The sequence below is a fragment of the Pelomonas sp. Root1237 genome, from assembly GCF_001425055.1.
Classification (GTDB): domain Bacteria; phylum Pseudomonadota; class Gammaproteobacteria; order Burkholderiales; family Burkholderiaceae_C; genus Pelomonas.
Genome location: NZ_LMDK01000017.1, coordinates 29,853 through 53,450 on the forward strand (window position 1 = coordinate 29,853; position 23,598 = coordinate 53,450).

Sequence of the window (23,598 nt, forward strand, 5' to 3'; positions counted from 1 at the left end):
GGCCTCAGCTGCGACCTGAACGCTGCAGCGTCAGCCGCCCGCTGGCGGCCCAGCTGTCCAGCGGCCGGCGCATGTCCTGGCGCAGCTCGTCCTCGCCATCGGCTTTGGCGTCCAGCAGGCCGACCCAGGCGTTGCGGCCGGTGTCCTTGGCGTCGTACAGCGCCGCATCGGCCAGGTCGATGGCGGCATGCCAGTCCAGCGCGCGCGGCAGCCTGGGGCACAGCGGGAAGGCCGAGAAGCCGACCGAGCAGGTCAGGGTCAGGCGCAGCCCGCCGTCGAGCTCGAAGGGCTGGGCCATGATGGCCTGGCGGGCGCGTTCGGCCAGCTCGGCCGCGCGGCGGCGCGGCGTGCCGCGGGCGACGATGAGGAACTCCTCGCCGCCCCAGCGCACCAGGTAGTCGGTGGCGCGAAAGACCTGCTCCAGGCGGCCGCGCATCTGCATCAGCACGGCGTCGCCGGCCATGTGGCCATGGGCGTCGTTGATGCGCTTGAAGTGGTCGATGTCGATGAGGAAGAACAGCAGGTCCTGGTCGCTGTCGGGGTTGGCGACGAGAGCGCCCGAGGTCGGCTCGTAGTGGCGCAGAACCATGGCGACGTCGGCCGGCATCTGGCGGTCCAGGAAGCGGCGGTTGCGCAGGCCGGTCAGCGGGTCGGTGAGGCTGGCCTCTTCCAGCTCGACGGACTTGGCCGTCAGCGCGGCAGTGGCGGCCTCCAGCGCTTCGGTGCGCTCCTGCACGCGCAGCTCCAGCACGCGGCGGTGGCGCAGCAGCAGCCGCGTGCGCATGCTGACGATGGCCGCCACCAGCCCCACGGCCGCGATGACGGCCAGGGCCAGGGCCCAGCGCGTCTGCCACCAGGCGGCGCGCACGTTGACACCGATCTTGATCTCGGTGGGGCTCCAGGCGCCGTCACGATTGCTGCCCTGCACCTGCAGCTGGTAGTGGCCGGGTGACAGGTTGGTGTAGGCCGCCGTACGGCCCAGCATGCCGGCGTCGATCCAGCCGGCGTCCAGGCCCTGCAGCCGGTAGCGGTAGCGGTTGCGGCTGGGCTGGCTGTAGTCCAGCGAGGCGAAGGCCAGGCTCAGGCCCCGCTCGCCGGGCGCGAGGACGATGTCGCTGCCGTTGGCCGGCAGCGCGCGCTCCTCGCCATCGACGCGCAGTTCCGAAACGACCAGCGGCGGCTTGTACGTCCAGGGCGAGAAACGGTCAGGGTCGATGACGAGCAGGCCGCGTGCGCCGCCGAACAGCATGCGGCCGTCGTCGAGCTTGGCGTAGGCGCGGAACCAGCCGGTGCCGAGGTCGGCCCCGTCGGCCGCGCCGAGTTCGCGGCGCTCGCCGCTGCGCGGGTCGTACATATTGCGCTGCGACCAGATGCGGCCCTGCTTGTCGAACAGCAGGTTGGCGCCGAACGCCCCACCGATGTCGGAGGCGCCGACGACTTCGAAGCGCGCCTTCTTGCCGTCGCTGTCGATGAGGCGGTGCAGGCCGGTGCCGGTGTCCACCCACAGGCGCCCGGCCAGGTCGACGGCCATGCCCAGTACGGTCTGGCCGGTCAGGCCCACGGGCTCGACCCATTCGGCCACGGGCTCGTCCGACCCCGGCTTGGCGACGCGGAACAGGCCGGCCGCGCCGCCCGCCCACAGGCTGCCATCGGGCAGGCTGGCGAAGGCATTGACCTCACCGGTGCCACCCACCAGGCCGGCGGTCGGGATGGCGCGCATCTGCGGGTGCTCGGGCGTCCAGCGCATCACGCCGTCCAGCGTCGCGATCCATAGCGAGCCGTCGTCCAGCGCGTGGAAGCGCCGCGGCACGGCATTGCCGCTGCGCAGGGTTTCCTTCCAGCGGCCCTGGGTGTCGAAACGAAGCAGCTGGGTGTCGATGGCGACCCAGACGGAGCCGTCCTTGCTCTGCCCCAGTGCATTGACCCGCCCTGACGGCAGGCCGCCATTGCCCTGGGCGACCACACCCAGCGGCATCAGCTGGCGGTCGCGGCGTTCGATGCCGCCGGCCAGCGTGCCCAGCCAGATCTCGCCGTTGTCCAGCTGCAGGATGCTGCGCACGTCCAGGCCGCCCGAGACCGAGCCGATGGCCTCGCGCACCATGGACAGGCCAGGCAGCGACGGCACATGGCGCATCAGGCCGCCACCATAGCTGCCGGCCCAGACCGTGCCGGACGGATCGCGCATCAGCGCGCGCACATCGCTGCGCGGCGCGGTGCCGGCACCGGTGGCGGGCAGGCGCTCGATCAGCGCGCCGTCGACCGCGCGACGGCGCGACACGCCCGAGGCGTCACCGAACCACAGCTCGTCGGCATCGGGCTGGGCCATGGCCATGACGGGCCAGACGCCCGAGGTGGCGCCTGGCTGGGCGCCGGGGCTGAAGGGCAGCGGCTGGCCATTGGGCGACAGCGCGCGCAGCCGCCCCTGGGCCGTGCCGACGATGATGCGGCCGTCCTGGGCCTCGCTGATCAGCGTGACGAGCTGGTCGCCGATGCCGACGTCCAGCGCTTCGATGGGGCCGTCGGGCGCCTTGCGTGCCAGGCCCCGCCAGGTGCCGATCCACAGCGTGCCCTGGCGGTCGACGAGCAGGGTCTGCACGCGCGGGTCGGGCAGGCCGTCCTCCTTGCCGCGGTGGTGGGTGAAGCGCTGGCTCTTGACGTCAAAGCGGTCCAGGCCGCCGCTGCCGCCAATCCACAGCGTGCCGTCCTTTTCCAGCGCGAAGGTGCGCACGGTATTGGCGGCGGGCGCGGTCTCGTCGGCCGACTTGCCGTTGCGCGCCCAGCGATCCCAGCGACCGGTGGCCACGTCCAGGCGCACCAGGCCGCTGTTGCCGGCGGCCACCCACATCCAGCCGCGCGGGTCGGGCAGCATGGCGCGCACGAACTGCTCGGGCAGCAGCTGCCCGTCGGGGCCGCTCAAGGGGTAGCGCCGGAAGGCATAGCCGTCAAAGCGCAGCAGCCCCTCGGGCGAGCCGGCCCACAACACGCCGCGGGCATCCAGCGCCAGTGCGGAGACAACGTTGTCCCTTACCGCGCCCGCTTCCCCGATGGGCTCGAAGCGCGGCACCACCGCCTGTGCCGCGGTGGCCAGCAGCGCCGCGGCGATCAGCAGCGCTGCAGCGCACCCTTTTGTTGTCAAGACCCTCATAACGGCATTCTCAGGCACCCAAAGGGCCTGCTTTGCCGGGTCTTGCCCTCAGAGAACGTGAATGATCACTGCGCAAGAGGCTTGGCGATGCTGTCGACGCGTTCGATGACTTCCGGGGTCAGCTTGGGCGTCACGGCCAGGGCGCCGAGGTTGTCGCGCAGCTGCTCGATGCGGCTGGCGCCCAGGATGACGGTGGACACACGCGGGTTGCGATTGATCCAGGCGATGGCGAGCTGGGCCATGCTGCAGCCCAGCTCGGCGGCGATCTCGGACAGCTTGCCGACAGCGTCGTTCCTGGCCTTGTCCTGCAGTTGCTCGCGCATCCAGCTCATGTTCTCCAGCGCGCCGCGGCTGCCGGCGGGGATGCCGCTGCGGTACTTGCCGGTCAGCAGGCCCGAGGCCAGCGGGCTCCAGGTCGTCAGGCCCAGGCCGATGTCCTCGTACAGGCGGGCGTAGTCCTGCTCGACACGGCGGCGGTGGAAGAGGTGGTACTGCGGCTGCTCGACGACGGGCTTGTGCAGGTGATGGCGCTCGGCAATTTCCCAGGCGGCGCGGATGTCGGCGGCGCTCCATTCGCTGGTGCCCCAGTACAGCGCCTTGCCCTGGCGGATGATGTCGCTCATCGCCCAGACGGTTTCCTCGATGGGCGTGTTCGGGTCGGGGCGGTGGCAGTAAATCAGGTCCAGATGCTCGAGCTGGAAGCGCTTGAGTGACGCGTCGACCGCCTGCATCAGGTATTTGCGGTTCAGCGTGTCCTTGCGGTTGACCGTCACGCCATCACGCTGCAGACCCCAGAAGAACTTGCTGGAGACGATGTAGTCCAGCCGGTTCCAGCCCAGCGCCTTGAAGGCCTGGCCCATGACGACCTCGCTCTCGCCCTGCGCATAGACCTCGGCGTTGTCGAAGAAGTTGATGCCGGCGTCGAAGGCGGCGGCCAGCATCTCGGTGGCGGCCTTCGTGCCGACCTGGTTGTGATACGTGACCCAGGAGCCGAGGGAGAGTTCGGAAACCTGGAGGCCGGCGCGGCCGAGACGGCGGTATTGCATGGAGCGTTCCTGTGCGGGAGGGGCGGAAAAGCCGCAGCTTATCGGGGCCGCCCGGCCCGGGCGGTGCATGGCCGCAATGGCCCCGAGCACGCCGGGGGCGAGGCGCCCGACACCCCGAGTCGCCGCGCAGCTGCATCGCCGGCAGTTATCGTTGAGCCCATGAAGCTCGCCGTCATCGGCGCCGGTCCTGCCGGCCTCGCCCTCGCCCTGCTCGCCGCCGAGCGCCTGGCAGGCGCTGAAATCCATCTTTTCGACACCCGGCCGCTGGACCACGACATCAGCGGCGACGCCCGCACGCTGGCGCTCAACCTCGGCAGCATCCGGCTGCTGCAGCGCCTGCACGCCTGGCAGCCCCAAAGCGCCCAGGCCATCCAGACCGTGCATGTCAGCCAGGCGCCGCCCGCGCCGATTGCCGGCGAGGTGCGCATCAGTGCCACCGAGCAGGGCCTGCCCCAGCTTGGCGCCGTGCTGCCCTATGGCGCCCTGGTCGCGCCGCTGCAGCAGCGTTGGCTGGAGTTGGCCACCGCCCAGCGCGAGCGCCTGTTCACCCGCTTCGGGACCGCCGTGCATGCGATTCGCTCGAACCTGGCTGGTGTGGAGCTGGACTGCGGCGAAGGTCCGATCGTCGACAGCTTTGACCTCGCCGTCGTCGCCGAGGGCGGCGTGTTCGCCGAGCAGGATAGAAAGTCCATCACCAGCGACTACCACCAGAACGCCTGGGTCGGCACGGTGCGCCTGGCGCCGCCCGGCCTGCAGGGCCTGGCCATCGAGCGCTTCACACGCAACGGGCCCCTGGCCCTGCTGCCCCTGCCCGACGACGCGCAAGGCCCGCGCGCGGCCATCGTCTGGTGCCTGCCCCAGGCCGAGGACGACATCGCTACCTTGAACGACGCCCAGCGCCTGGTCGTCATCCAACAGCAACTGCCCGCCGTGGCCGGCCGGCTGACCGGCATCTCGGCGCTGAAGTGCTTTCCGCTCGGGCTGAACGCCGAGACCCGGCTGCTGCAAGGCCGGGCGCTGCGCATCGGCAATGCGGCCCAGACCCTGCACCCGGTCGCGGGCCAGGGGCTGAACCTGGGCCTGCGCGACGCCCAGGCGCTGATCGATGCATTGCGCGATGCGACGGAAACCGGCCTGGGCCTGGACGCCGTGCTGGCCCGCGTCGACTGGCAGCGCGCCCCCGACCGGTGGCCCATGATTGCCGCGACCGATTTCCTCGCCCGCAGCTTTGCCTGGCGGCTGCCGGGGCTGCCGGCGCTGCGTGGCCTGGCCCTGGCCGGCCTGGAGCTGGCCACGCCGCTGAAAAAAGCGCTGGCCCATCGCATGATGTTCGGAGGCTGATCTGGAGATCCGACCCATCCAGCCTGCCGAGGTCGAAGCCGCGCGCGAGCTGCTGATCGCCAACCACTGGGGACCGCGCGTGGCCGATGCCGACGTCTTTGCGGAACTGGTCCGGCGCTCCCAGGTGGCCCTGGCTGCCGTGGACGACGACGGCGAGGTCATCGGCTTCCTGCGCGCCATCACCGACGGCCTCTTCAACGGCTATATCTCCATGGTCGTCGTGGCGGACTCCCACCGCGGCCGCGGCGTCGGCAGCGCCCTCGTCAAGGCGGCCATCGGCGACAACGACGAGATGACCTGGGTGCTGCGCGCCGGCCGCGACGGCGTGGCCACCTTTTACGAAAAGCTGGGCTTTCAGGTCTCCCAGGTGGCCATGGAACGCAAGCGCAAATCCTGAAAGCATCGATGCGACACGCTCTCCTTCTGACCCTGCTGCTGGCCACGACCGTGCCGACCCAGGCCCAGGCCCAGCTCATCCCGCCGGGCAAGGCTATCGCTGGCGCCACGCAGGAGGAATGGTCCAAGCGCTGGTGGCACTGGGCCTTGTCCTTCGACGAAGAGGACAGCCCCGTGGCGGACACCGACGGCAGCCTGTGCGCCAGCGGCCAGTCCGGGCCGGTCTGGTTCCTGGCCGGCACCTATGGCACAAAGCGCACGGTGCGCCGCTGCAGCATCCCGGTGGGCAAGACGCTGTTCTTCCCGCTGATCAACTTCATCGCCTTCCCGCCCGACGATGAGCGCGAGGCCTGTGCCTCGCTGATGCTGCGCGCCGAGTCCCTGACCGAGGCGCCCGCGGCCCTGGTGCTGGATCTCAACGGCAAACGCTTCGCGGGGCTGGAAGCGCACCGCCAGGCCACCAAGGGCTGCTTCCTCGTCGCGCCTGACGACGACGCGCCGGCTGCCGGCAATGGCTACTACGTGGCCCTCGGGCCGCTCAAGCGCGGCCGCTACACGCTGAACTTCGGCGCCATCCTGCCCAGCATGTCGCAGGCCGTGACCTATACGCTTGACGTGAAGTGACCCCGTCATGCCGCGGGTGAAAGCTCCCGCCAGCGGCACGGTCATGACGCACCGGCTGTTTTCCGAGGCCTGAAAAGCCGGGCAGAGCGGCCGCTTTTGTTGCCCTGCCCAGCCGCGCCTGGGCCTAGCATGGGACACCCATGTCGCGCCCTGCCCTGCTTCCCGCCGCCCTGCTGGCCCTGTTGCTGGCCGGCTGCGGCACGCCCAGCCAGCCCCTGCCCATGGCGATCAGCCCGGCCGAGGCGCTGCAGATCCGTGGCTGGGTGCCGGATGCGCTCAAGGCCCAGGTCGGCGTCGCTGCCGTCAAGGGCGGCCAGGAGACCGGCCGCTGGTGGGGCTCCAAGGTCAGTGCGCTGGCACTGCAGCAGGCGCTGGAAGAGTCTCTGCATGCCGTCGGCATGAAGCCGCTGTCGCCCGAGCCGGCGCCGCGCTTCGAGTTGCAGGCCGAGCTGCTGCAGCTGGACCAGCCCCTGGTGCCCGCCGTCGGCGTGACCGTCGGCGTGGCGGTGAGCTACACCCTGGTCGACAAGGCCAGTGGCAAGCCGGTCTACCAGCGGCGCGTCGCCAACACCGACGAGGCCCGCTTCAGCGAGGCCATCGTGTCGCCCAACGAGCGGCTGCGCATCGCCAACGAGCGCGCGCTGCGGGCCAACATCGACCTGCTGCTGCGCGACCTGGTCACGCTGCGGCCGTGACCTCGTGCCGGCGCCGACCGGCCGTCAGCCACAGCGCCAGCGCGCACAGTAAGCCCAGCGCGCTCGCGGTGCCGAAGAAGGCCATCATCGGCCCGTAGCCCGCCGGGTTGGCCGCGCCGGCACCGGCCTGGTCGTTCAACCAGCCGGCCATCAGGTTGGCACCGCTGACACCCGCGTTCTGCGCCACCCACATGAGGCCGATGGCCGTGCCGAAGCGCGCCGGGGCAACGAGGCGACTGGTCAGCGGCCACATGACGGCCGGCACCAGCGAGAAGCTGATGCCGATCAGCGCCGTCGACACCCACAGGGACCAGTCCGTCAGTGCCATGACGGCCAGCGCCAGCGGCAACAACAGCGCCCCCAGGGCCAGGAAAGGCGCATAGCGGCCAAGCCGGTCGCACAGCCAGCCGAAGGCCGGCGTGGCGAACACCGCGGCCAGGAAGACATAGCTGTTCATTTCGCCGGCCGTGGCCAGGTCCAGACCATGCGTGTGCTGGAAATACTTGATCGAGAAGGTGCTGCGAAAGGCCAGGATGACCGAGTACCACAGCACGCACAGCGCCAGCAGATACCAGTAGGCCTTGCCGAAGTACAGCAGGTCGCGCAGCACGAAGCGCTCAGCCGCAGGCGCGGCCTCGACGGCGGGTACTTCACGCTGGGCATCCCGGTCCACCCACCAATAGGCCAGCGACGCCACGAACGACGTCGCAGCGAGGGTGGCGGCGATGACCAGCGGCGGCTGCCAGCCCTGGGCGTAGGCGCTGGCGAACCAGGTCGGCGACATGTCGGCGCCAAAGGAGCCCAGGCGCCCGATCGCCAGCGCCAGCCCCATCGCGAAGGCGACGGTGCCGCCGGCGAAATACTGCGCGATGGCCGCCAGCGTGGCGATGCCGAAGGTCTCGGCGCCGATGCCGAACAGCAGCCGGCCGGTCGCCATGCCGGCGAAATTGGGGCTGAAGGCGGTCAAGGCCGCGCCAGCCAGGCAGATGGCCGCCGTCCACAGCGTCATGCGCGCGGCGCCGAAGCGGTCCACCAGCACCCCGCCGACAAGGATGAGCACGATATTGGGCAGGCTGTAGATCGCGTTCAGCAGGCCGATCTGGCTGTCGCTGAAGGCGCGCTGCTGCTGCAGCAGGTCGGCCACCGGGCCGATGGAGTCGTAGACGTAGTAGTTGCCGAACAGCGCCAGCGCCACCAGCGCACCCACCAGCCAGGCCGTGGAGCGGCTGGCCATCTTGTCAGTCATGGGGAATCCTTTGCAGACGCCGCTCGCAGGCCCGGAGCGGCGGAGTGCGCCGATTCTCGACGCGCCTGCTCAGAGCTTGCGGTGGGCCAGGGCCGGCAGCTGCTGGCGCACCTGAGTCAGGCGCGCCGGGTCCACGTCGGCGACGACGACGCCCTCGCCTTCGGCCAGCACGCTGAGCACCTGGCCCCAGGGGTCGATGACCATGCTGTGGCCCCAGGTGCGGCGGCCGTTGGCATGCTGGCCGCCCTGGGCGGGGGCGACGACGTAGCACTGGTTCTCGACGGCGCGGGCGCGCAGCAGCAGCTCCCAGTGCGCCTGGCCGGTCGTGTAGGTGAAGGCGGCCGGCACGGCGAGCAGGTCACAACCGGCATAGGCGCGGTAGAGCTCAGGGAAACGCAGGTCATAGCAGACCGACAGGCCGACCTTGATGCTGCCGGTGTCGAAGCTGGTGGGCTGGTTGCCAGACTCCAGCACGCGGCCCTCGTCATAGCTCTCGCGGCCGTTGTCGAAGGCGAAGAGGTGGATCTTGTCGTAGCGCGCGACGCGCTCGCCGTCGGGCGAGAACACCAGTGTCGAGTTGCGCACGCGCTCAGTCGTTGTCGACCTGATCGGCAGCGTGCCGCCGATGAGCCACAGGCCGAGGTCGCGCGCGGCGCTCGCCAGCATGGCCTGGATGGGGCCTTCGCCCTCGGTCTCGGCCAGGGCCAGCTTGTCGCTGTCGTGCATGCCCATCAGGCAGAAATACTCCGGCAAGGCCGCGAGCTGGGCGCCGCGGCGGGCGGCGTCCTCCAGCAGGCGGCGCGCCGCGCCGAGGTTGGCGGCCACGTCGGGGCCGGAGACCATCTGGACTGCTGCGATCTTCATGTCAGCGTCGCCCGGCCGCCCGTAGGCGCTGACGCGCCCCCTCGGGGGGCAGCGAATGAAATGAGCGTGGGGGCATTCATAGCGCTGATGCTAGCCGCTCGATGTCCGCTGGGTTGTTAAGCCAGGAAAATGAAGCGCGCACGATGCCGTCCAGGCCACGGGCCTGCATGTCCAGCGGCGTGTAGGGCACGCCGTTGGCGCCGACATGGATGCCTTGCTGAGCCAGGCGCGCGCGGGTCGCCGGGGCTGCCTCGCCTTCGACGGTGAAGCTGACCAGGCCCGAGCGCGTGCCGTTGCCGAGGTCGTGCACGCGGACGTGGGGCAGCTCGGCCAGGCGTTGGCGCAGCCGGGCAGCCAGGCCCTGCACATGCACGGCGATGGCTTCGATGCCGATTTCCAGTGCTTCGGTAATGGCCACCTGCAAGGCCAGTCGCAGCGCCACCGGTTGCTCCGCCGTTTCGAAATACCCTCCCGAGACGTCCACCCAAGGCGGTTCCAGCTGATTCAGGAAGCCTTTGCGCACATACAGCAACGCCGTGCCGCGTGGCCCGCGCAGATGCTTGCGGCCGGCGCTCTTCAGCACATCGCAGCCCAAGGCCTGCACATCCACCGGCAACTGCCCCACGGCTTGGCCGGCATCGATGAAATACGGCACGCCGGCCGCGCGCGCCACCTGGCCCAGGGCGGCAGCGCCGTTGATGAGGCCGCCATTGGCGGGCAGCCAGGTCAACGAGATCCAGCGCACGCGCTCGTCAATCAGCGCCGCGCTGGCCTCGGCGTCGACGCTGCCGTCTTCACGGCAGGGCAGCACCTCGACGCTGGCACCGCTGCGCTGGTAGGTCGCCAGATTGCCGCCCCATTCCTGGCGACCGACCAGGATGCGGTCGCCGTGGCGCAGCGGCGTCTTGTGCGTGAAGGCCGACCAGGCCGCGCCAAAGGCGGCCGAACCGCTGCTGAGAAAGGCAACCTCGTCCGTGCCAGCGTTCAACAGCCGTGCGGCGTCCTCGCGCAGGCGCTGCAGTTGGGGCGCGACCGCGTCCCCGGCCTCCATCGGCCCGAGGCGAGATTCCAGCGCCAGATGTGCCTGCAGGGCCGCGAGTGCCGCCGCCGACATCGGCGAGGCGCCGGCATGGTTGAGCAGCAGGTGCCCGGTCACGACACCAGCTCCACCAGCGCCTCGACCTCCACCGCCGCACCCGCCGGCAGGCTGGCCACACCGATGGCCGCGCGCGCATGCCGGCCGCGCTCGCCCAGGGCGGCCACGACAAGGTCGGACGCACCGTCGGCCACGGTGCTGTGTTCGGTGAAGCCCGGCGACGAAGCGATGAACACGCCCAGGCGCAGCACCTGGCGCACGCGGCCCAGGTCGCCACCGACAGCCGCGTCCAGCACGGCCAGCAGCTTCAGCGCGGCGACCTCGGCCTCGGCGCGGCCGGCTGATGCGTCCAGCGCGCCGCGACCGGGCGTACCGATCTGGCCGGCGATGACGAGCAGGCCTTTGCCTTCGCGGTGGTGCAGATAGTTCGCAGCAGGTTCGCCGAGGTCGGGCAGGGTGTGGCCGAGGCTGGCCAGGCGGTCTTGCAAGGTGGTCATGGCTTGAGCAGCAATTTGCCCTGCGTCGCACGCGACGCGAGCAGTTCATGGGCGCTGGCCGCGTCGGCCAGCGGGAATTCGGCATGGATGCGCAGCTGCACGGCGCCGCTGAGCAGCGCATCGAACACGGTTGCCGCACGCGCGCGGCGCTTGGCCGCATCGGGCAGGAAGTGGGGCAGCACGGGCCGCGTCAGCGTCAGGCTCTTCTTCTGCAGCGCCAGCACGTCGACCGGCTCGGGCTGGCCGCTGGCCGCGCCGAAAAGCACGAGATGGCCGCCCATGCGCAGCACATCCAGGCTGCCGGCGAAGGTCGAGCGGCCGACCGAATCAAAGACGACGGCGACGCCGCGGGCGGCGGACACCCAGTCGCTGTCCACCAGCAGCGGCGCGGCGCCCAGGCCGCGCAGCCAGTCGGCCTTGGCAGCGTTGGACACCGTGCCGAAGACCGGATGGCCGCGTGCAATCAGCCACTGCACCAGCCAGCCGCCCACGCCACCGGCCGCGGCATGCACGAGGACGGGCTCGCGCGCCGGCAGCCGCGCGACGTCGTCGAGCAGCATCGCCGCCGTCAGGCCATGCTCCAGCGCCGCAGCGGCGTCACGCAACGACAGCGCATCGGGCACACGCACCAGATGCTCCAGCGGCACGGCGAGATGGCTGGCATAGGCACCTTGCACGCCGGTCGTGAAGGCGACGCGATCACCGAGCTGGAACTCGGCGCCTGGCGTGACGTCGACGATCTCGCCCGCCCCCTCCAGGCCGAGGCGCCAGGGCAGGCTGATGTTGGGATAGCGGCCTTCGCGCTGGTAGAGGTCGACAAAGTTGATGCCGGCGTAGTCGATGCGCACGACCGCCTGGCCGGGCATGGCCTCCGGCATCGGCAGCTGCTGCAATTCCAGCACCTCGGAGCCACCGAACCGGTGGACAAGAATGGCTTGTGCGGGCATGGCTTTGATCTCCAGCGTTAACGTCGCGCCACTGTCGGCCCCACCCGCCCGCCACACCAGCGAGGCTTTGGCACACCGGCTGTGCCGATTTCTCAACACCATGCGCGAACGCCTGCCACCCCTGTTTTCCCTGCAAGCCTTCGAGGCCGCCGCCCGCCTGGGCAATTTCAGCCGCGCCGCCGCCGAGCTGCATCTGACGCCCGGCGCCATCAGCCGCCAGGTGCGCCAGCTGGAAGACTGGTGCGGCCAGACCCTGTTCGAGCGCGTGGGCAACCAGATGCGGCTGACGGCCGAAGGCCGCGAGCTGCTGGCGCGCCTGGGTGGGCCGCTCGCGGCCCTGCACGACGCCGTCTACCCCGAGCCAGAAGAGGCACGCACGACGCTGCAGATCGCCACTCTCGGTTCTCTCGCTCGCGCCTGGCTGCTGCCGCGGTTGCACGGCTTCATCGCGGCCGCGCCGACGGTGCGCCTCATCGTGCAGACCGACTACGCGCTGGTGCGCCCGCCGCCGCGCGTGGCCCTGGTGGCACTGCGCCACGGCCGGCCCGAGGATGGCGGCGAGCTGCTGTTCGAGGACAGCCTGCTGGCGGTCGCCGCGCCAGCGGTGGCCCACGCGCTCGGGCCGGATGCCATGCGCTGGCCTGCAGCGCAGATGCTCAGCCATGTGACCGGCGACGCGCCGCTGTGGCAGGCCGCGGCCGGTGCCACCGCTCAAGCCGAAGGGCCGGCCTTCAACGATGCCGGCGTCACGCTGGACGCGGCCGAGGCCGGCCTGGGTGTGGCGGTCACGCGCCTGTCGCTGGCGCTGCCGCGGCTGCGCGTGGGCACGCTGGTGCAGGCGCACGCGCTGCTGCTGCCGTCGCCGCGCGCCAACCTGCTCGTTGTGCGCGAGGACGCCGCCGCCCTGCCCGTCGTGAAGCGCTTCGCGGCCTGGTTGCGCCAGGAGGCTGCACAAACGGCCGCCGACTTGAAAGCCTACGCACCGGCCTGAACTGACCTCGATGAGCCAGGCCGGACTGTTCGACGATCTTGCGCCGTCGCCGGGCGCACTGCCCGCCGGCTTGCGCTACGACGCAGGCTTTCTGTCCGCCAGCGAAGAAGCGACCCTCATCGCCATCGTGCAGGCGCTGCCGCTGCAGGAAGCGAAGTACAAGAGCTATACCGCACGCCGCCGCGTCGTCAGCTTCGGCGGCCAGTTCGATTACGACAGCAACGAACTGCGGCCGTCGTCACCCCTTATCGCCGAGCTGCACCCGCTGCGCGAGCGGGTCGCCCGCTGGGCTGGTGTCGACGCACAAGCCCTCGTGCATGTCCTCGTGGCCGAGTACGCGCCCGGCGCGCCACTGGGCTGGCATCGCGACGTGCCGGATTTCGAGGACGTCTTTGGCGTGTCGCTGGGCAGTGAGGCGCTGCTGCGTTTCAGGCCCTATCCGCCACACAACCCGAAGCGCGAGGACATCATCAAGCTGAACGTCGAACCGCGCTCCGTCTACGCACTGCAGGGCGCGGCGCGCTGGGGCCGGCAGCACAGCGTGGCGCCGGTGGACGCCCTGCGCTGGTCGATCACGTTCAGGACTGCGCGGCAGAAGTCACGCCCGCCGGCATGACGCCCCAGGGGCTGCGGCATGAGAATCGAGCGGACATGCAGCTTCCCTCCCGCCTGCGGCGCCAACTGCTGGCGCTTCCCCTCGCCGCCGCGCTACCCGCCGCGCTGTCGCCAGCCCATGGTGCCGGCACGCCGCTGACGCTGCGACTGCCCGACCCCAATGCCTACAGCGCCCACGGTGACTTCTTCATCGAGGCGTTGAAGCTGGCCCTGAGCAAGACGGGCGACGGCGAGCCGGCGCCCGTCCTGGTTCACGCGGCACCTGACCTGCCACGGCCGCGCATGCGCCAGATGCTGCAGGACGGCCTGCTGGACCTGATGTGGAGCACGACGACACCCGAGCGCGAGGCGCAGGCGCTGCCGGTGCGCTTCAACCTGCTCAAGGGCATCAACGAGCTGCGCTTCCTGCTCGTGCGGGCCGCCGACCTCTCCCCCCTGCGATCGGTGCGCACGCTGGAGGCGCTGCGCCGCTTTCGCGCCGGCGCGGGCACCTACTGGAGCGACGCGCAGATCCTGCGGGCCAATGGCTTCATCGTCGAGACGGCGACCAAATCCGAGCTGCTGTTCCGCATGCTCAAGGCCGGCCGCTTCGACTTCATCCCGCGCACCCGCGAAGAAATCGACGCCGAGCTGCTGCAATTCACCGACCAGGGCTTCGCCGAGCTGCCGGGCGTGGCGCTGCAATACAAACAGCCGCTCTACTTCTTCGTGGCGCGCGACAAGCCGCAGCTGGCCGAGCGGCTGATGCGCGGGTTGAGCCTGGCGGCGGCCGATGGCAGCTTCGACACCCTCTTCATGGCCGAACCCGGGCTGAAGACCGCGCTGATGCAGCTGCGCGGCTACACGGGGCTGCGGCTGCAGCTGAAGGCGCTGGATTAGGGCGCGCTCGCCGCCTTGGCCGGCAACGCTTCGACCTTCTCCACCTTGGGATCGTCCCAGGTCCCGGTGATGTGGAACTCGCGCGTGTTGGCCGCGGCCACCGGGCGGCTGAGGATGAGCTGGGCCAGGAAGGCACCGAGCGCAATGGCCGGGTTGATGGCCGCATAAGCCAGCGATGCACCGCCGGCCGACACCTCGGGCACCACGACGACGCGCAGCTTCTGCGTCTCGGCCGCCAGGTCGGTGCTGCCGTCCACCAGCACGGCCGCCTGCAGGCCGCGGATGCGGATGTTGTCGCTGCGGGCCACGCCGGCGGTGATCTTGACGTCGCCGGTCACGCCGTCGAATGTGAAGCCCTCGGCAAAGACGTCGCGGAAGTCCAGCAGGAAGCGGCGCGGCAATGATTGCAGGCTCAGCACGCCCAGCAGCCGCCCGACGCCGGGCTCGGCCTTCAGGAAAGTGCCCGTGTCGAGCTGGATGTTCAAGGCGCCCGCCATGCTGGCGTAGTGCGGCGCCAGCGGCGAGCCGTCCCAGCCGACCTGGCCGGCCAGCACGCCCTTGCCGCCGCGCAGCACGGGGGCGTCCTTCTGGCCTTGGCCGAGGCGCTCCAGCAGCTTGCCGGCGTCGGCGATGTCGAGCTTCCAGTCGAGCTGGGTGCGGCGCCGGGCGTTGCCGTCGCCACCCCAGTGGCCGGTGGCCATCAGCGTCGCCTCGGGAGAGTGGATCTGCAGCTTCTCCAGCTTCCAGTCACGCGCGGCGGCCGGCGCGTGGGCCAGCACCTCCAGCCGGCCCAGACGCTTGCCGCGCAGCTCGAAGTCGTCGACCGCGATGTCCAGCGACGGCAGCGGGCCGCTTCCCGCGTCGGTCTTGCCCGGATCGATGAGCTCGCTGACCGACTCGGCTTCCTGGCGCGGCAGCGATAGCCGGGTCAGCCGTGCCTGCACGGCGTCGATCTGGCCGCCCTTGACGCCCTTCAGGTCGATGCGGCCGGAGAGCTGCTCGGCGTCGATGTTGACGCGCCAATTGGCGCCCTCGCGCGCCACCACCGCGGACGCGTGGCCGAGCTGGCGGCCACCGACCTTCAGCGCCTGGCTGCGCAGCGAGATCTGGCTGGGCAGCAAGCCCGCGTCGTCAGCACCCTCGCCGCCGCTGCCGCCGCTGCCACCACCCGCCAACCCGCCCAGGCGCTGCTGCCAGGCGTCCAGGTCCAGGGCCGCGACATTGACCTGCAGCAGCACGCCGGTGGCCGGCAAGGCCGGCAACTTGTCCTGCACGGCCAGGGCGCCACGCAGCACCTGGGAGCTGGGGCCGGAGATATCGCGCTGCAGCTGGGCCTGCAACAGCGGCGCTGCGGGGGTGCCGACTTCGAGGCGCAGTTCGTCGCGGCCGGCGGCGGTTGGCGTCATCAACAGGCGCAGCGGCAGCACCGCATCGGCCTCCTTGTGGCCGGGCGCGGGCAGGTCCAGGGCCAGGCCCTGCAGATTGCTGGTGACGCTGAGCTCGCTCTGGCCGTCCCGGGGAATAGCGAGCTGGAAGCGGTAGGCGGCCTGGCCGCTGGCCGCCTGCGCCAGGCGGGTGACGGCGCCCAGCTCCGTGGCGCGGCGCAGGCCCTCGGCCGTGGCCTGGCCCTGCACGGCGAAGCGCATGCCGCCGTCGCGCTGGGTACCGCCCTCGATGCCGGCGTCGCCGCCGAGCAGGCGGGCCGTCATGCCGGTCAGCTGCAGGCCCTTGCGGTCGAAGTCGACCCGGCCACGTGCGCCGCTGAGCGCCGGCAGCTCGGGGCGCAGCTTGAGGTCGACGCCACCGAGCTGGAGCTGGCCTTTGACCGCCGTCTGGTGGGTGTCGTCCAGCGGGATGGTGATGCCAAGCTTGAGCCCGACCGGGCCCTGGGCTGTCGTGGTGCTCAGCGCATGGCCCAGCCACTCGTCCAGCGGCGAAGCACGCACGAAGCGCAGCAGGTCGGCGCCGGCGCCGCGGCCGTTGCCGTCCAGCTGCAGCACGCGGGCATGGTGCAGGTCCTTGATACCACCGTTGACACCACTGAGTTCATAGCCCAGCACCTTGGCATGGCCGTCCTTGATCTCCATGCCGGCGCGCTCGAAGATCAGCTCGGCATCCACGCCCTCCATGGCCGGCCAGTTGCCGCCGTTGTCGCTCGGCGGCACATAGGCCAGCGTGACGTTCTGGGCCTGGGTGGCCACACGGAAGATGCCGGGGGATCTGGGGGCCGCGAAAGGGAAGTCGCTCAGCTCGCCCTTGAGCCGCACGCTGACGTTGCGCGCCTCGCCGCCGAGGATGGCACGCGACACATAGCTGCGCGTGGCCGGCAGGCGCTGCGGGATGTAGCGGGCCACGCGCGTGGCCTCCACGCGCTGCACGCGGCCGCTGAGGTCCAGGAAGCCCGGCGTGGTGGCACCGGCCGCGCGCCGCCAGGTGACATCGAACTCGCCGCTCAGATCGGGCGTCTGCAGTTGCAGCTCGCGCAGCTTCAGCTCGACCTCGCCGGGCGGCTTGCCCTTGCCTTGTCCGTCCGGCTGGGGCAGCTTCCAGGTTAGCTGTGTGGACAGCCGCGTGATCGGCAGGTGCGGGTCCTCGAACAGGCCCGGCAGCTCGACCTCGCCCTGGTGCACGGCCAGCTTGGCGGTGCCGCCACGCTCGTTGGCGTCGAGTTCCAGGCTGGCGCCGTGCAGGCCGGGGCGGCCGAGGTGGTCCTCCTGCGCGCCGGCCTTGGCGGCCACAGCCAGGCCGTCGATCTGCGCCTTGACACGGTAGCTGCGCGGCGCGTCCAGTGCGCCCTGCCATTGGCCGCTGAGGGCCGTCAGCACGCCGCGCGGCTCCAGCTCGTCGAGCAGCTGGTGCGCGCGCTCGCCAAGAGGCAGGCGCTGAGCAATCTGGGCCATCAGCGCAAAGTCCAGGCGCTGGGCGTTGACCTCGCCACCCAGCACCTCGTCGGCCTTGCCGAGCTGCAGGGCCACGCCCCAGTCCGAGCGCGGCCAGACCACGACGCTGCCGTCGTTGTCCCGGCTGACAAAGCCGAGCTGACGGGCCTGAACGCTCAACGCGCCCTTGGCGCGGGCCAGGTCCAGCCGGCCTTCGATGTGGTCCAGGTCCAGCTCGGGCGCCGATTCCAGCAGTCTCAGGCGTACCGAGCGCAATGCCAGGTCCAGCGTCGCCGCCACCGGCTGGCCGTCCTTGATCTGGCCCCAGGCGCGCACGGCACCGTCGCCCTCGCTGAGCTGAAAGGGCAGGTCGACATGGCGCTTCAACTGGCTCAGGTCGGCACGCGGCAGCTCGGCATAGAGCTGGCCACTCCAATGCTGGAATTCGCCCGGGCGCTTCAGCAGGCTCTGAGTGAACTGGCCACGCAGCGTGAAGCGCCGACCCCAGTCGGCGGGCGGCGTGGCGTCCAGGCGCAGGTCGTGGCGGCGCAGGCCGTTGCGCATGACGAAGTTCAGCGCCGACAGCTCCAGCGGCCGGGTGTCGGCGCGCTTCTCGTCCACCCAGCGCACCCGGCCGTTGACGATGGCCAGCTCGGGCTGGCTGAACAGCCAGTCCATGCCGGCTTCGGTGGTGCCGGCGTCGGTCTTCTCGGCCTCGTCCAGGCCCAGCCCGGCGATGAAGATGCGGCCCTGGGCGTCGCGGCGGATGATCAGTTCGGGCGCGTCGACCAGCAGTTGCGAGAAGCGCGGCTCCAGCGCGAGCAGGGACTGGGCCGACAGCACGGCCGCGACGCGCGGCAAGCGCAGGGCCGGCCGGCCGGCAGCGTCCAGCACCTGCACATCACCCAATTCCATGCGCGGCAGCCAGCCACTGGATTCGACGCTGATGCGGCCGATGCGCAGCTCTACCCCCAAAGCCTTTGAGGCTTCCTTTTCCAGCCAGGGGCGCCAGTCATTGGCGTGCGGGAGAATGGCCCAGTGCAATACAGCCCAGGCCATCACCCCCAAAGCCCACAACAGGGCCAGCACCAGCACGGCCCAGCGCAGGCTGTGCCAGCACAGGCGCAAAGGCCAGCGCGAGGCGCGTGTACAGCGGTGGAGGGCGGCCGAGAAGAAGTCAGACACGGTGTCTTGGGGCACGTGAAATGTCGGCCGGCAGTCAATCTAGCACAGGGTCATGAGCGCACTGTTTCCCGTTCTTGCTGAGCACAGCCGCTATGTGCAGCGGGTTCGCCGCCGATATGCGGCGGAGTTGCCACTGTTGCAACCGGGCCTGCCCGACCGGGGCGTCATTGCTGCGCTGATCGAGACTTTGGCCACGAACCGGTCGCTGGCCAGCAGCCTGCGCGTGGCCCGCCACCTGGTGCTGGAGCGCCTGGCGGTGCTGGACATCGAACAGGGCGCCACTGTGGAAGATGTCACGCTGGCCATGACGCACCTGGCCGAGGTGACGCTGGACAAGGCGCTTGCCGACGCGCGCACCGAGCTGGATGCCATCCACGGCGAGCCGCGCACCGCGGAGGGCGGCGACATCGCCTTCTGGGTGCTGGGCATGGGCAAGCTCGGCGCCCGCGAGCTGAATGTCTCGTCCGACATCGACCTGATCTACGTTTACGAAGACGACGGCCAGACGCAAGGTTCACGGCCTGTCAGTGCCCACGAATACTTCTCCAGCGTGGCCAAACGGCTCTACACGCTGATCGGCGACGTGACCGACGACGGCCAGGTCTTTCGCGTCGACCTGGCGCTGCGCCCCAACGGCAAGAGCGGCCCGCCGGTCGTCAGCCTGGGCATGCTGGAGGAGTATTTCCTCGTGCAGGGCCGCGAGTGGGAGCGCTTTGCCTGGCTGAAGAGCCGCGTTGTCGCGCCGCTGTCGGGCATGGGCGCGCCGGGCGACGCCCGCACCCTGCAGTTGCGCAACCTCGTCACGCCCTTTGTCTACCGCCGCTACCTGGACTACGGCGTCTTCGAAGGCCTGCGCCAGCTGCACGGCAAGATCCGCAGCGAGGCCAAGGCCCGCGCGGCCGGCCGGCCCGAGCGCGCCAACGACGTCAAGCTGTCGCGCGGCGGCATCCGCGAGATCGAGTTCATCGTGCAGCTGCTGCAGGTGGTGCGCGGCGGCCAGTTCCCGGAGATCCGCACCCGCTCCACCGTCAAGGCGCTGGCCCAGCTGGCGGCCGGCGGGCTGATGAAGGCCGAGACGGCGCACAAACTCAGCGAGGCCTATGTCTTCCTGCGCCGCGTCGAGCACCGCATTCAGTTCCTGGACGACCAGCAGACCCATTGCCTGCCGCAGGGCGATGCCGACCTGGCGTGGATTGCCGCGTCGCTCGGATTGAAATGTTCGCGCGAGGCCTGCGAGCTGTTTGAAATGCTCGGCGAGGTGCGCGAGCTGGTCGCGACCGAGTTCGACGCGCTGCTGCACGAAGGCGGCAAGCCCAAGGGCGGCTGCAAGGGCGGCCAGTGCGGCGGGCCCAAGCCAGCCGTCGATGGCGAGGACTTCCTGGCCGGCCTGCAGCCGGAGCTGGCCACGGCCGTGCGCGCACTGGCCGACACGCCGCGCGTGCAGGGCCTGCGCGAGGAATCGCGCCAGCGCCTGGCCAAGCTCTTCCACCGCGCGGCGCAAGCCGTGGCGGCCGACGAATGCTCGCTGGACGCGGCGCTGCGCTTTGTCGACTGGGTCGGCCCGCTGCTGCGCCGCGAGAGTTACCTGGCCCTGCTCGTCGAACGCCCGGCCGTGCAGCAACGCCTGCTGCGCCTGCTGGGCCTGGCGCGCTGGCCGATGCGCTACCTGATGCAGCACCCCGGCGTCATCGACGAACTCGCCGACCCGCTGCTGCTGACCGCCCGCTTCGACCGCGAGGCCTTCATCACCGACCTGCTGGAACGCGAGCAGGGCTGGGAGCGCAGCGGCGAGGCCGACGAGGAGGCCCTGCTGGACACGCTGCGCCGCGCCCACCATGCGGAAGTCTTTCGCACGCTGGTGCGCGACGTCGAGGGCCGCATCACGGTCGAGCAGGTGGCCGACGATCTGTCGCTGCTGGCCGACGCGGTGCTGCAGATCGCCATTACCTGGGCCTGGGCGCGTTTTGGCAAGGCGCATCGCCCGCAGCCGCGCCTGGCCGTCATCGCCTACGGCAAGCTGGGTGGCAAGGAGCTGGGCTATGGCGGCGACCTGGACGTCGTGTTCGTCTTCGATGACGAGGACGAGAACGCGGCCGAGATTTACGGTGCCTTCGTGCGCCGCCTCATCACCTGGCTGACGCTGCGCACCGCTGCCGGCGAGTTGTTCGACATCGACACCGCCCTGCGGCCCAATGGCAATTCGGGGCTGCTGGTCACGTCGCTGGCGCACTTCGAGGCCTACCAGACCGGCCGGGGCAGCAACACGGCGTGGACCTGGGAACACCAGGCCATCACGCGGGCGCGCTTTTGCGCCGGCAATGCCGAGCTGGCCGAGCGCTGCGAAGGCGTGCGCCGCCAGGTGCTGACGGCGCCGCGCGACGCGCAGGCGCTGAAGACCGAGGTGCAGGCCATGCGCGAGAAGGTGCGCGCGGCGCGGCCCGTGAAAGACGGTCTCTTCGACGTCAAGCACAGCGAGGGCGGCATGATGGACGCCGAGTTCGCCGTGCAGTTCCTGGTGCTGGCGCATTCGGCGACGCACCCTCAGCTGCAGGACGACCTTGGCAACATCGCGCTGCTGCGCATTGCGGAGTCAGCCGGTCTGCTGCCGGCCGGCGTGGGTGTCGCGGCGGCCAACGCCTACCGCGAGCTGCGCCGCGTGCAGCACAAGGCGAGGCTGGATGAGCAGTCCACGGCGCTGGACGCCGAAGCCGCCGACCCGCTGGCCGCGCACCGGGACGCCGTGCGCGCGCTATGGCAAGCCGTGTTTGGCTGATGCTGTGCGCGGCGCTGGCCGCGCTGTCCCTGCTGGCCTGGCCGCTGCCGCGCGAGGCGCTGGACTGGCAGCCAGCCCTGGCCGGCGCACAGCCCTGGCGCGCTGTCACAGCCGCCTTTGTTCACTGGACGCCTATTCACCTGGGCGCCAATCTCGCCGGCTGTGCCGTCCTGGCCCTGCTCGGCTGGCGTGCCACGATGGGATCGAGCGAAGCCCTGGCCGCCCTGATCGCCCTGCCGCTGACCCAACTCGGCCTGCTGCTGCGCCCCGAGTTGCTGCACTACGGCGGGCTGTCCGGCGAACTGCACGCGCTGGCGGCCATCGCGGCGATGGCTTTGCTCACGCGCGGGGGTCGCGAACGCTGGGTTGGCGCCGGCATTGCGCTCGGTCTTGTCATCAAGCTCTTCCTTGAACACCCGCTCGGCCCCGTGCTGCGCGACACGCCGGGATTCGACTTTCCCGTGGCGCCATTTGCTCACCTGACGGGCGCTGTCGCCGGCGCGCTGGCCTGGCGGCTGACAATGCGCCGATCTGACAAATAAAACCTGAGGACGCCCCATGGGACGTGAAGCCAGTTGTACCGCCCGCGTCGGCGCCGAGACCGAAGAGGTCACCGCCCTGCTCGAATCCACCACCGTCGTGCTGCGCGGCGCCATCAAGCGCAAGTGGGATATTGCCGCCCTGCAGAACCTGCGCGTCGAAGGCGAGGAACTGCGCTTCGAAGCGGACGAAAACGGGGAAGAGGCCGTCGCCCTGGTGCTGGGCGAAAAGGAGAGCGCCAAGTGGTTGAAGAAGCTGCAGACGCCGCCGCCCACGCTGGCCGCCAAGCTCGGCGTCAGCGCCGACAACCCCGCCCTGCTGATCGGGCCCACCGTCGGCACGCTGGACCCGGCCCTGGCCGAGGCCCTGGCCGGCGGCATCACCACCAATCTGCGCGAGGCGCGCATGCTGGTGGCCGTGCTGAGCAACCCGTCCGAACTTCCGCGCATGGCGGAGTTCCATGCCGACATGATCTGCAAGACGGTCTGGGTCGTGCACCCCAAGGGCCCGGAAGCCAGCCCGTCGGACACCGAGGTGCGCCTGGCCATGCGCAACTGGGGCTATGTGGACAACAAGACCAGCGCGGTATCGGACAAGCTGACGGCGACGCGCTATGTGCTGACCCAGCCGCCCGCCAAGAAGCGCGTGCGCAACAGGTAGACCGGCGCTAGATGACGTTGGCCTCGATCAGAGGCCGTCCGTCCAGCAGCCGCTGCGGCGTCAATGCATCGATCAAAGGCGCATCCAGGCCCGCGATCAGCCGGGCCATCGAATGGCCTACCGCCGGCGACTGCTGCATGCCGTGGCCCGAGAAGCCGCAGGCCGTGAAGGCATTCGCATAACCCGGCAATCGGCCGGCCAGGCCGTTGTGGTCGAAGGCGTTCATCTCGTAGTAGCCGGCCCAGGCCGAGCGCACGCGCAGCGCCTCGAGCGCCGGCACGCGGGCGGCCAGCGTCGGCCACAACAGTTCATCGAAGAGGCCATGGTCGATGTCGTGCAGCGGCGCTTCGTCGGCGTCGTCCCCGCGCGGCGGGCCACCGGCCAGGATCAATGAACCCTCCGTGCGGAACCAGAAGCCGCTGGGGTCGATGACCAAGGGGCAGCCGGGCAAGGTGGCCGGCGTTTCCAGCACGAAGACATCGCGCTTCTTGGCGCTGACCGGCAGCGTGAAGCCGAGGGCCGCGCCCAGCGGCGCACTCCAGGCGCCGGCCGTGATGACAAAGGCTTCGCCACCCACACGCGAGCCGTCTGAGCAGCGCACCGCGGTGACGTGGTCGCCAGTGGCGTCGAAGCCCACCGCCTCCGCTTCGACAAAGCGCACACCGCAGGCCTTGGCCTTGCGCCGGAAGGCACGATGCAGAGCCGGTCCGTCGAACCAGCCCTCGCCGCTCAGGCCCAGCGATCCGAGCACGATGTCGTCGACGGCCAGCCAGGGGAAGCGCGCAGCAAGCTCGGCCGGGCTCAGCAGCGCGACATCCACGTTCTGGGCACGCTGCAGCGCATGCACCTCGCGCAGCGTCGCGGCACCTGCCTCGGTCGCGAGATAGAGATAGCCCGGCTCGACCAGGCCGATGGCGGGCCTGTCGTCCGCCGTCGCCAGCTCGTCCGCTGCGCGGCGCAGGAAGTCGATGCTCCACCTCGACAGCGCCATGTTGACCGGCTGCGAGAACTGCTGGCGGATGGAACTCAGCGACAGCGAGCTGGAAGCCTGCGCATAGGAGGCATCGCGCTCGACGACGGTCACCGCCGCGCCATGGTCGCGGGCCAGGAAGCAGGCCGTGGCGGCGCCCATGATTCCCCCGCCAATGATGGTCACCTTGAACATGCTGGCAGCATAGG

The 23,598-nt window shown here is 70.5% G+C and carries 19 protein-coding genes; 10 read left to right on the forward strand and 9 right to left on the reverse strand.

Annotation, left to right across the window (positions count from 1 at the left end; all coding sequences use genetic code 11):
* Positions 1–4 precede the first annotated feature (4 nt).
* Positions 5–3,145: a ligand-binding sensor domain-containing diguanylate cyclase gene (locus tag ASC91_RS17975; protein ID WP_056199796.1), complete on the reverse strand. Its 3,141-nt coding sequence runs from the start codon at positions 3,143–3,145 to the stop codon at positions 5–7.
* A 65-nt stretch (positions 3,146–3,210) separates the two neighbouring features.
* Positions 3,211–4,191: an aldo/keto reductase gene (locus ASC91_RS17980; RefSeq protein ID WP_056199798.1), complete on the reverse strand. Its 981-nt coding sequence runs from the start codon at positions 4,189–4,191 to the stop codon at positions 3,211–3,213.
* A 159-nt stretch (positions 4,192–4,350) separates the two neighbouring features.
* On the opposite strand from ASC91_RS17980, the gene ASC91_RS17985 reads away from it, so the two are divergent.
* The 4 genes from ASC91_RS17985 (at position 4,351) to ASC91_RS18000 (ending at position 7,247) form a co-directional block, all read left to right on the forward strand.
* Positions 4,351–5,532 carry an FAD-dependent monooxygenase gene (locus ASC91_RS17985; protein ID WP_056199800.1) on the forward strand — a complete coding sequence of 394 codons (1,182 nt, stop codon included), beginning with the start codon at positions 4,351–4,353 and terminating at the stop codon, positions 5,530–5,532.
* 79 nt (positions 5,533–5,611) lie between these two features.
* Complete coding sequence (locus tag ASC91_RS17990) at positions 5,612–5,929, forward strand: GNAT family N-acetyltransferase (RefSeq protein ID WP_327082887.1); 318 nt, start codon at positions 5,612–5,614, stop codon at positions 5,927–5,929.
* Between the two features lie 8 nt (positions 5,930–5,937).
* The gene (locus tag ASC91_RS17995) at positions 5,938–6,552 is read left to right on the forward strand and encodes a hypothetical protein (protein ID WP_056199805.1); all 615 of its coding nucleotides are present in this window, start codon (positions 5,938–5,940) and stop codon (positions 6,550–6,552) included.
* A 140-nt stretch (positions 6,553–6,692) separates the two neighbouring features.
* Positions 6,693–7,247 (forward strand): hypothetical protein, encoded by a 555-nt coding sequence (locus ASC91_RS18000; RefSeq protein WP_056199808.1) that lies wholly within the window; start codon positions 6,693–6,695, stop codon positions 7,245–7,247.
* Here the strand turns inward: ASC91_RS18000 and ASC91_RS18005 are convergent.
* The 5 genes from ASC91_RS18005 to ASC91_RS29535 all read right to left on the reverse strand — a co-directional run bounded on the left by ASC91_RS18005 (position 7,231) and on the right by ASC91_RS29535 (position 11,897).
* Positions 7,231–8,493, reverse strand: a complete 1,263-nt coding sequence (locus ASC91_RS18005; RefSeq protein ID WP_056199811.1) for an MFS transporter — start codon at positions 8,491–8,493, stop codon at positions 7,231–7,233. The genes ASC91_RS18000 and ASC91_RS18005 overlap by 17 nt on opposite strands.
* 69 nt (positions 8,494–8,562) lie before the next feature.
* Positions 8,563–9,357, reverse strand: coding sequence for a carbon-nitrogen hydrolase family protein (locus ASC91_RS18010; RefSeq protein WP_056199814.1), 795 nt, complete (start codon positions 9,355–9,357; stop codon positions 8,563–8,565).
* A gap of 76 nt (positions 9,358–9,433) precedes the next feature.
* Positions 9,434–10,513 (reverse strand): aminotransferase class V-fold PLP-dependent enzyme, encoded by a 1,080-nt coding sequence (locus tag ASC91_RS18015; protein WP_056199816.1) that lies wholly within the window; start codon positions 10,511–10,513, stop codon positions 9,434–9,436.
* Positions 10,510–10,950, reverse strand: coding sequence for a RidA family protein (locus tag ASC91_RS18020; protein WP_056199819.1), 441 nt, complete (start codon positions 10,948–10,950; stop codon positions 10,510–10,512). Before ASC91_RS18020 ends, ASC91_RS18015 begins: the two co-directional genes overlap by 4 nt.
* Complete coding sequence (locus tag ASC91_RS29535) at positions 10,947–11,897, reverse strand: quinone oxidoreductase (RefSeq protein WP_056199822.1); 951 nt, start codon at positions 11,895–11,897, stop codon at positions 10,947–10,949. The genes ASC91_RS18020 and ASC91_RS29535 overlap by 4 nt, the downstream gene beginning before the upstream one ends.
* Between ASC91_RS29535 and ASC91_RS18030 the strand changes: the two genes are divergently transcribed.
* From ASC91_RS18030 to ASC91_RS18040, 3 genes are read left to right on the forward strand one after another with little or no spacing between them, the layout of a single operon-like run.
* Complete coding sequence (locus ASC91_RS18030) at positions 11,896–12,888, forward strand: LysR family transcriptional regulator (RefSeq protein WP_162247814.1); 993 nt, start codon at positions 11,896–11,898, stop codon at positions 12,886–12,888. The two genes, ASC91_RS29535 and ASC91_RS18030, sit on opposite strands and share 2 nt — an antisense overlap.
* 10 nt (positions 12,889–12,898) lie before the next feature.
* Positions 12,899–13,504: an alpha-ketoglutarate-dependent dioxygenase AlkB gene (locus ASC91_RS18035; protein WP_056199829.1), complete on the forward strand. Its 606-nt coding sequence runs from the start codon at positions 12,899–12,901 to the stop codon at positions 13,502–13,504.
* A 35-nt stretch (positions 13,505–13,539) separates the two neighbouring features.
* Entirely contained in the window at positions 13,540–14,382 is an 843-nt protein-coding gene (locus ASC91_RS18040) for an ABC transporter substrate-binding protein (protein ID WP_056199831.1), read from the forward strand.
* On the opposite strand, the gene ASC91_RS18045 is transcribed toward ASC91_RS18040, so the two are convergent.
* Entirely contained in the window at positions 14,379–18,461 is a 4,083-nt protein-coding gene (locus ASC91_RS18045; RefSeq protein ID WP_235532024.1) for a YhdP family protein, read from the reverse strand. The genes ASC91_RS18040 and ASC91_RS18045 overlap by 4 nt on opposite strands.
* 37 nt (positions 18,462–18,498) lie before the next feature.
* Between ASC91_RS18045 and glnE the strand changes: the two genes are divergently transcribed.
* The 3 genes from glnE to ASC91_RS18060 are packed head-to-tail and all read left to right on the forward strand — an operon-like array spanning position 18,499 to position 22,419.
* On the forward strand, positions 18,499–21,219 hold the full coding sequence (glnE, locus tag ASC91_RS18050) for a bifunctional [glutamate--ammonia ligase]-adenylyl-L-tyrosine phosphorylase/[glutamate--ammonia-ligase] adenylyltransferase (protein WP_056199837.1): 2,721 nt from the start codon (positions 18,499–18,501) through the stop codon (positions 21,217–21,219).
* Complete coding sequence (rrtA, locus tag ASC91_RS18055; RefSeq protein ID WP_082532795.1) at positions 21,198–21,761, forward strand: rhombosortase; 564 nt, start codon at positions 21,198–21,200, stop codon at positions 21,759–21,761. Before glnE ends, rrtA begins: the two co-directional genes overlap by 22 nt.
* Positions 21,762–21,777: 16 nt before the next feature.
* Positions 21,778–22,419, forward strand: a complete 642-nt coding sequence (locus tag ASC91_RS18060) for a hypothetical protein (protein ID WP_056199843.1) — start codon at positions 21,778–21,780, stop codon at positions 22,417–22,419.
* Between the two features lie 7 nt (positions 22,420–22,426).
* On the opposite strand, the gene ASC91_RS18065 is transcribed toward ASC91_RS18060, so the two are convergent.
* A complete protein-coding gene (locus ASC91_RS18065; RefSeq protein ID WP_056199846.1) occupies positions 22,427–23,584 on the reverse strand; it encodes an FAD-binding oxidoreductase in 1,158 nt (385 codons plus the stop codon).
* Positions 23,585–23,598 lie beyond the last annotated feature (14 nt).

Bases quoted from the DNA above. Each gene is read 5' to 3' on its own strand.
- ASC91_RS17985 (WP_056199800.1), top strand. From the start codon at position 4,351: ATGAAGCTCGCCGTCATCGGCGCCGGTCCTGCCGGCCTCGCCCTCGCC.
- ASC91_RS18065 (WP_056199846.1), bottom strand. From the start codon at position 23,584: ATGTTCAAGGTGACCATCATTGGCGGGGGAATCATGGGCGCCGCCACG.
- ASC91_RS18040 (WP_056199831.1), top strand. From the start codon at position 13,540: ATGCAGCTTCCCTCCCGCCTGCGGCGCCAACTGCTGGCGCTTCCCCTC.
- ASC91_RS18035 (WP_056199829.1), top strand. From the start codon at position 12,899: ATGAGCCAGGCCGGACTGTTCGACGATCTTGCGCCGTCGCCGGGCGCA.
- ASC91_RS18020 (WP_056199819.1), bottom strand. From the start codon at position 10,950: ATGACCACCTTGCAAGACCGCCTGGCCAGCCTCGGCCACACCCTGCCC.
- ASC91_RS18010 (WP_056199814.1), bottom strand. From the start codon at position 9,357: ATGAAGATCGCAGCAGTCCAGATGGTCTCCGGCCCCGACGTGGCCGCC.
- rrtA (WP_082532795.1), top strand. From the start codon at position 21,198: ATGGCAAGCCGTGTTTGGCTGATGCTGTGCGCGGCGCTGGCCGCGCTG.
- ASC91_RS17980 (WP_056199798.1), bottom strand. From the start codon at position 4,191: ATGCAATACCGCCGTCTCGGCCGCGCCGGCCTCCAGGTTTCCGAACTC.
- glnE (WP_056199837.1), top strand. From the start codon at position 18,499: ATGAGCGCACTGTTTCCCGTTCTTGCTGAGCACAGCCGCTATGTGCAG.
- ASC91_RS29535 (WP_056199822.1), bottom strand. From the start codon at position 11,897: ATGCCCGCACAAGCCATTCTTGTCCACCGGTTCGGTGGCTCCGAGGTG.
- ASC91_RS18060 (WP_056199843.1), top strand. From the start codon at position 21,778: ATGGGACGTGAAGCCAGTTGTACCGCCCGCGTCGGCGCCGAGACCGAA.
- ASC91_RS18030 (WP_162247814.1), top strand. From the start codon at position 11,896: ATGGCTTTGATCTCCAGCGTTAACGTCGCGCCACTGTCGGCCCCACCC.
- ASC91_RS18000 (WP_056199808.1), top strand. From the start codon at position 6,693: ATGTCGCGCCCTGCCCTGCTTCCCGCCGCCCTGCTGGCCCTGTTGCTG.
- ASC91_RS18005 (WP_056199811.1), bottom strand. From the start codon at position 8,493: ATGACTGACAAGATGGCCAGCCGCTCCACGGCCTGGCTGGTGGGTGCG.
- ASC91_RS17995 (WP_056199805.1), top strand. From the start codon at position 5,938: ATGCGACACGCTCTCCTTCTGACCCTGCTGCTGGCCACGACCGTGCCG.
- ASC91_RS17975 (WP_056199796.1), bottom strand. From the start codon at position 3,145: ATGAGGGTCTTGACAACAAAAGGGTGCGCTGCAGCGCTGCTGATCGCC.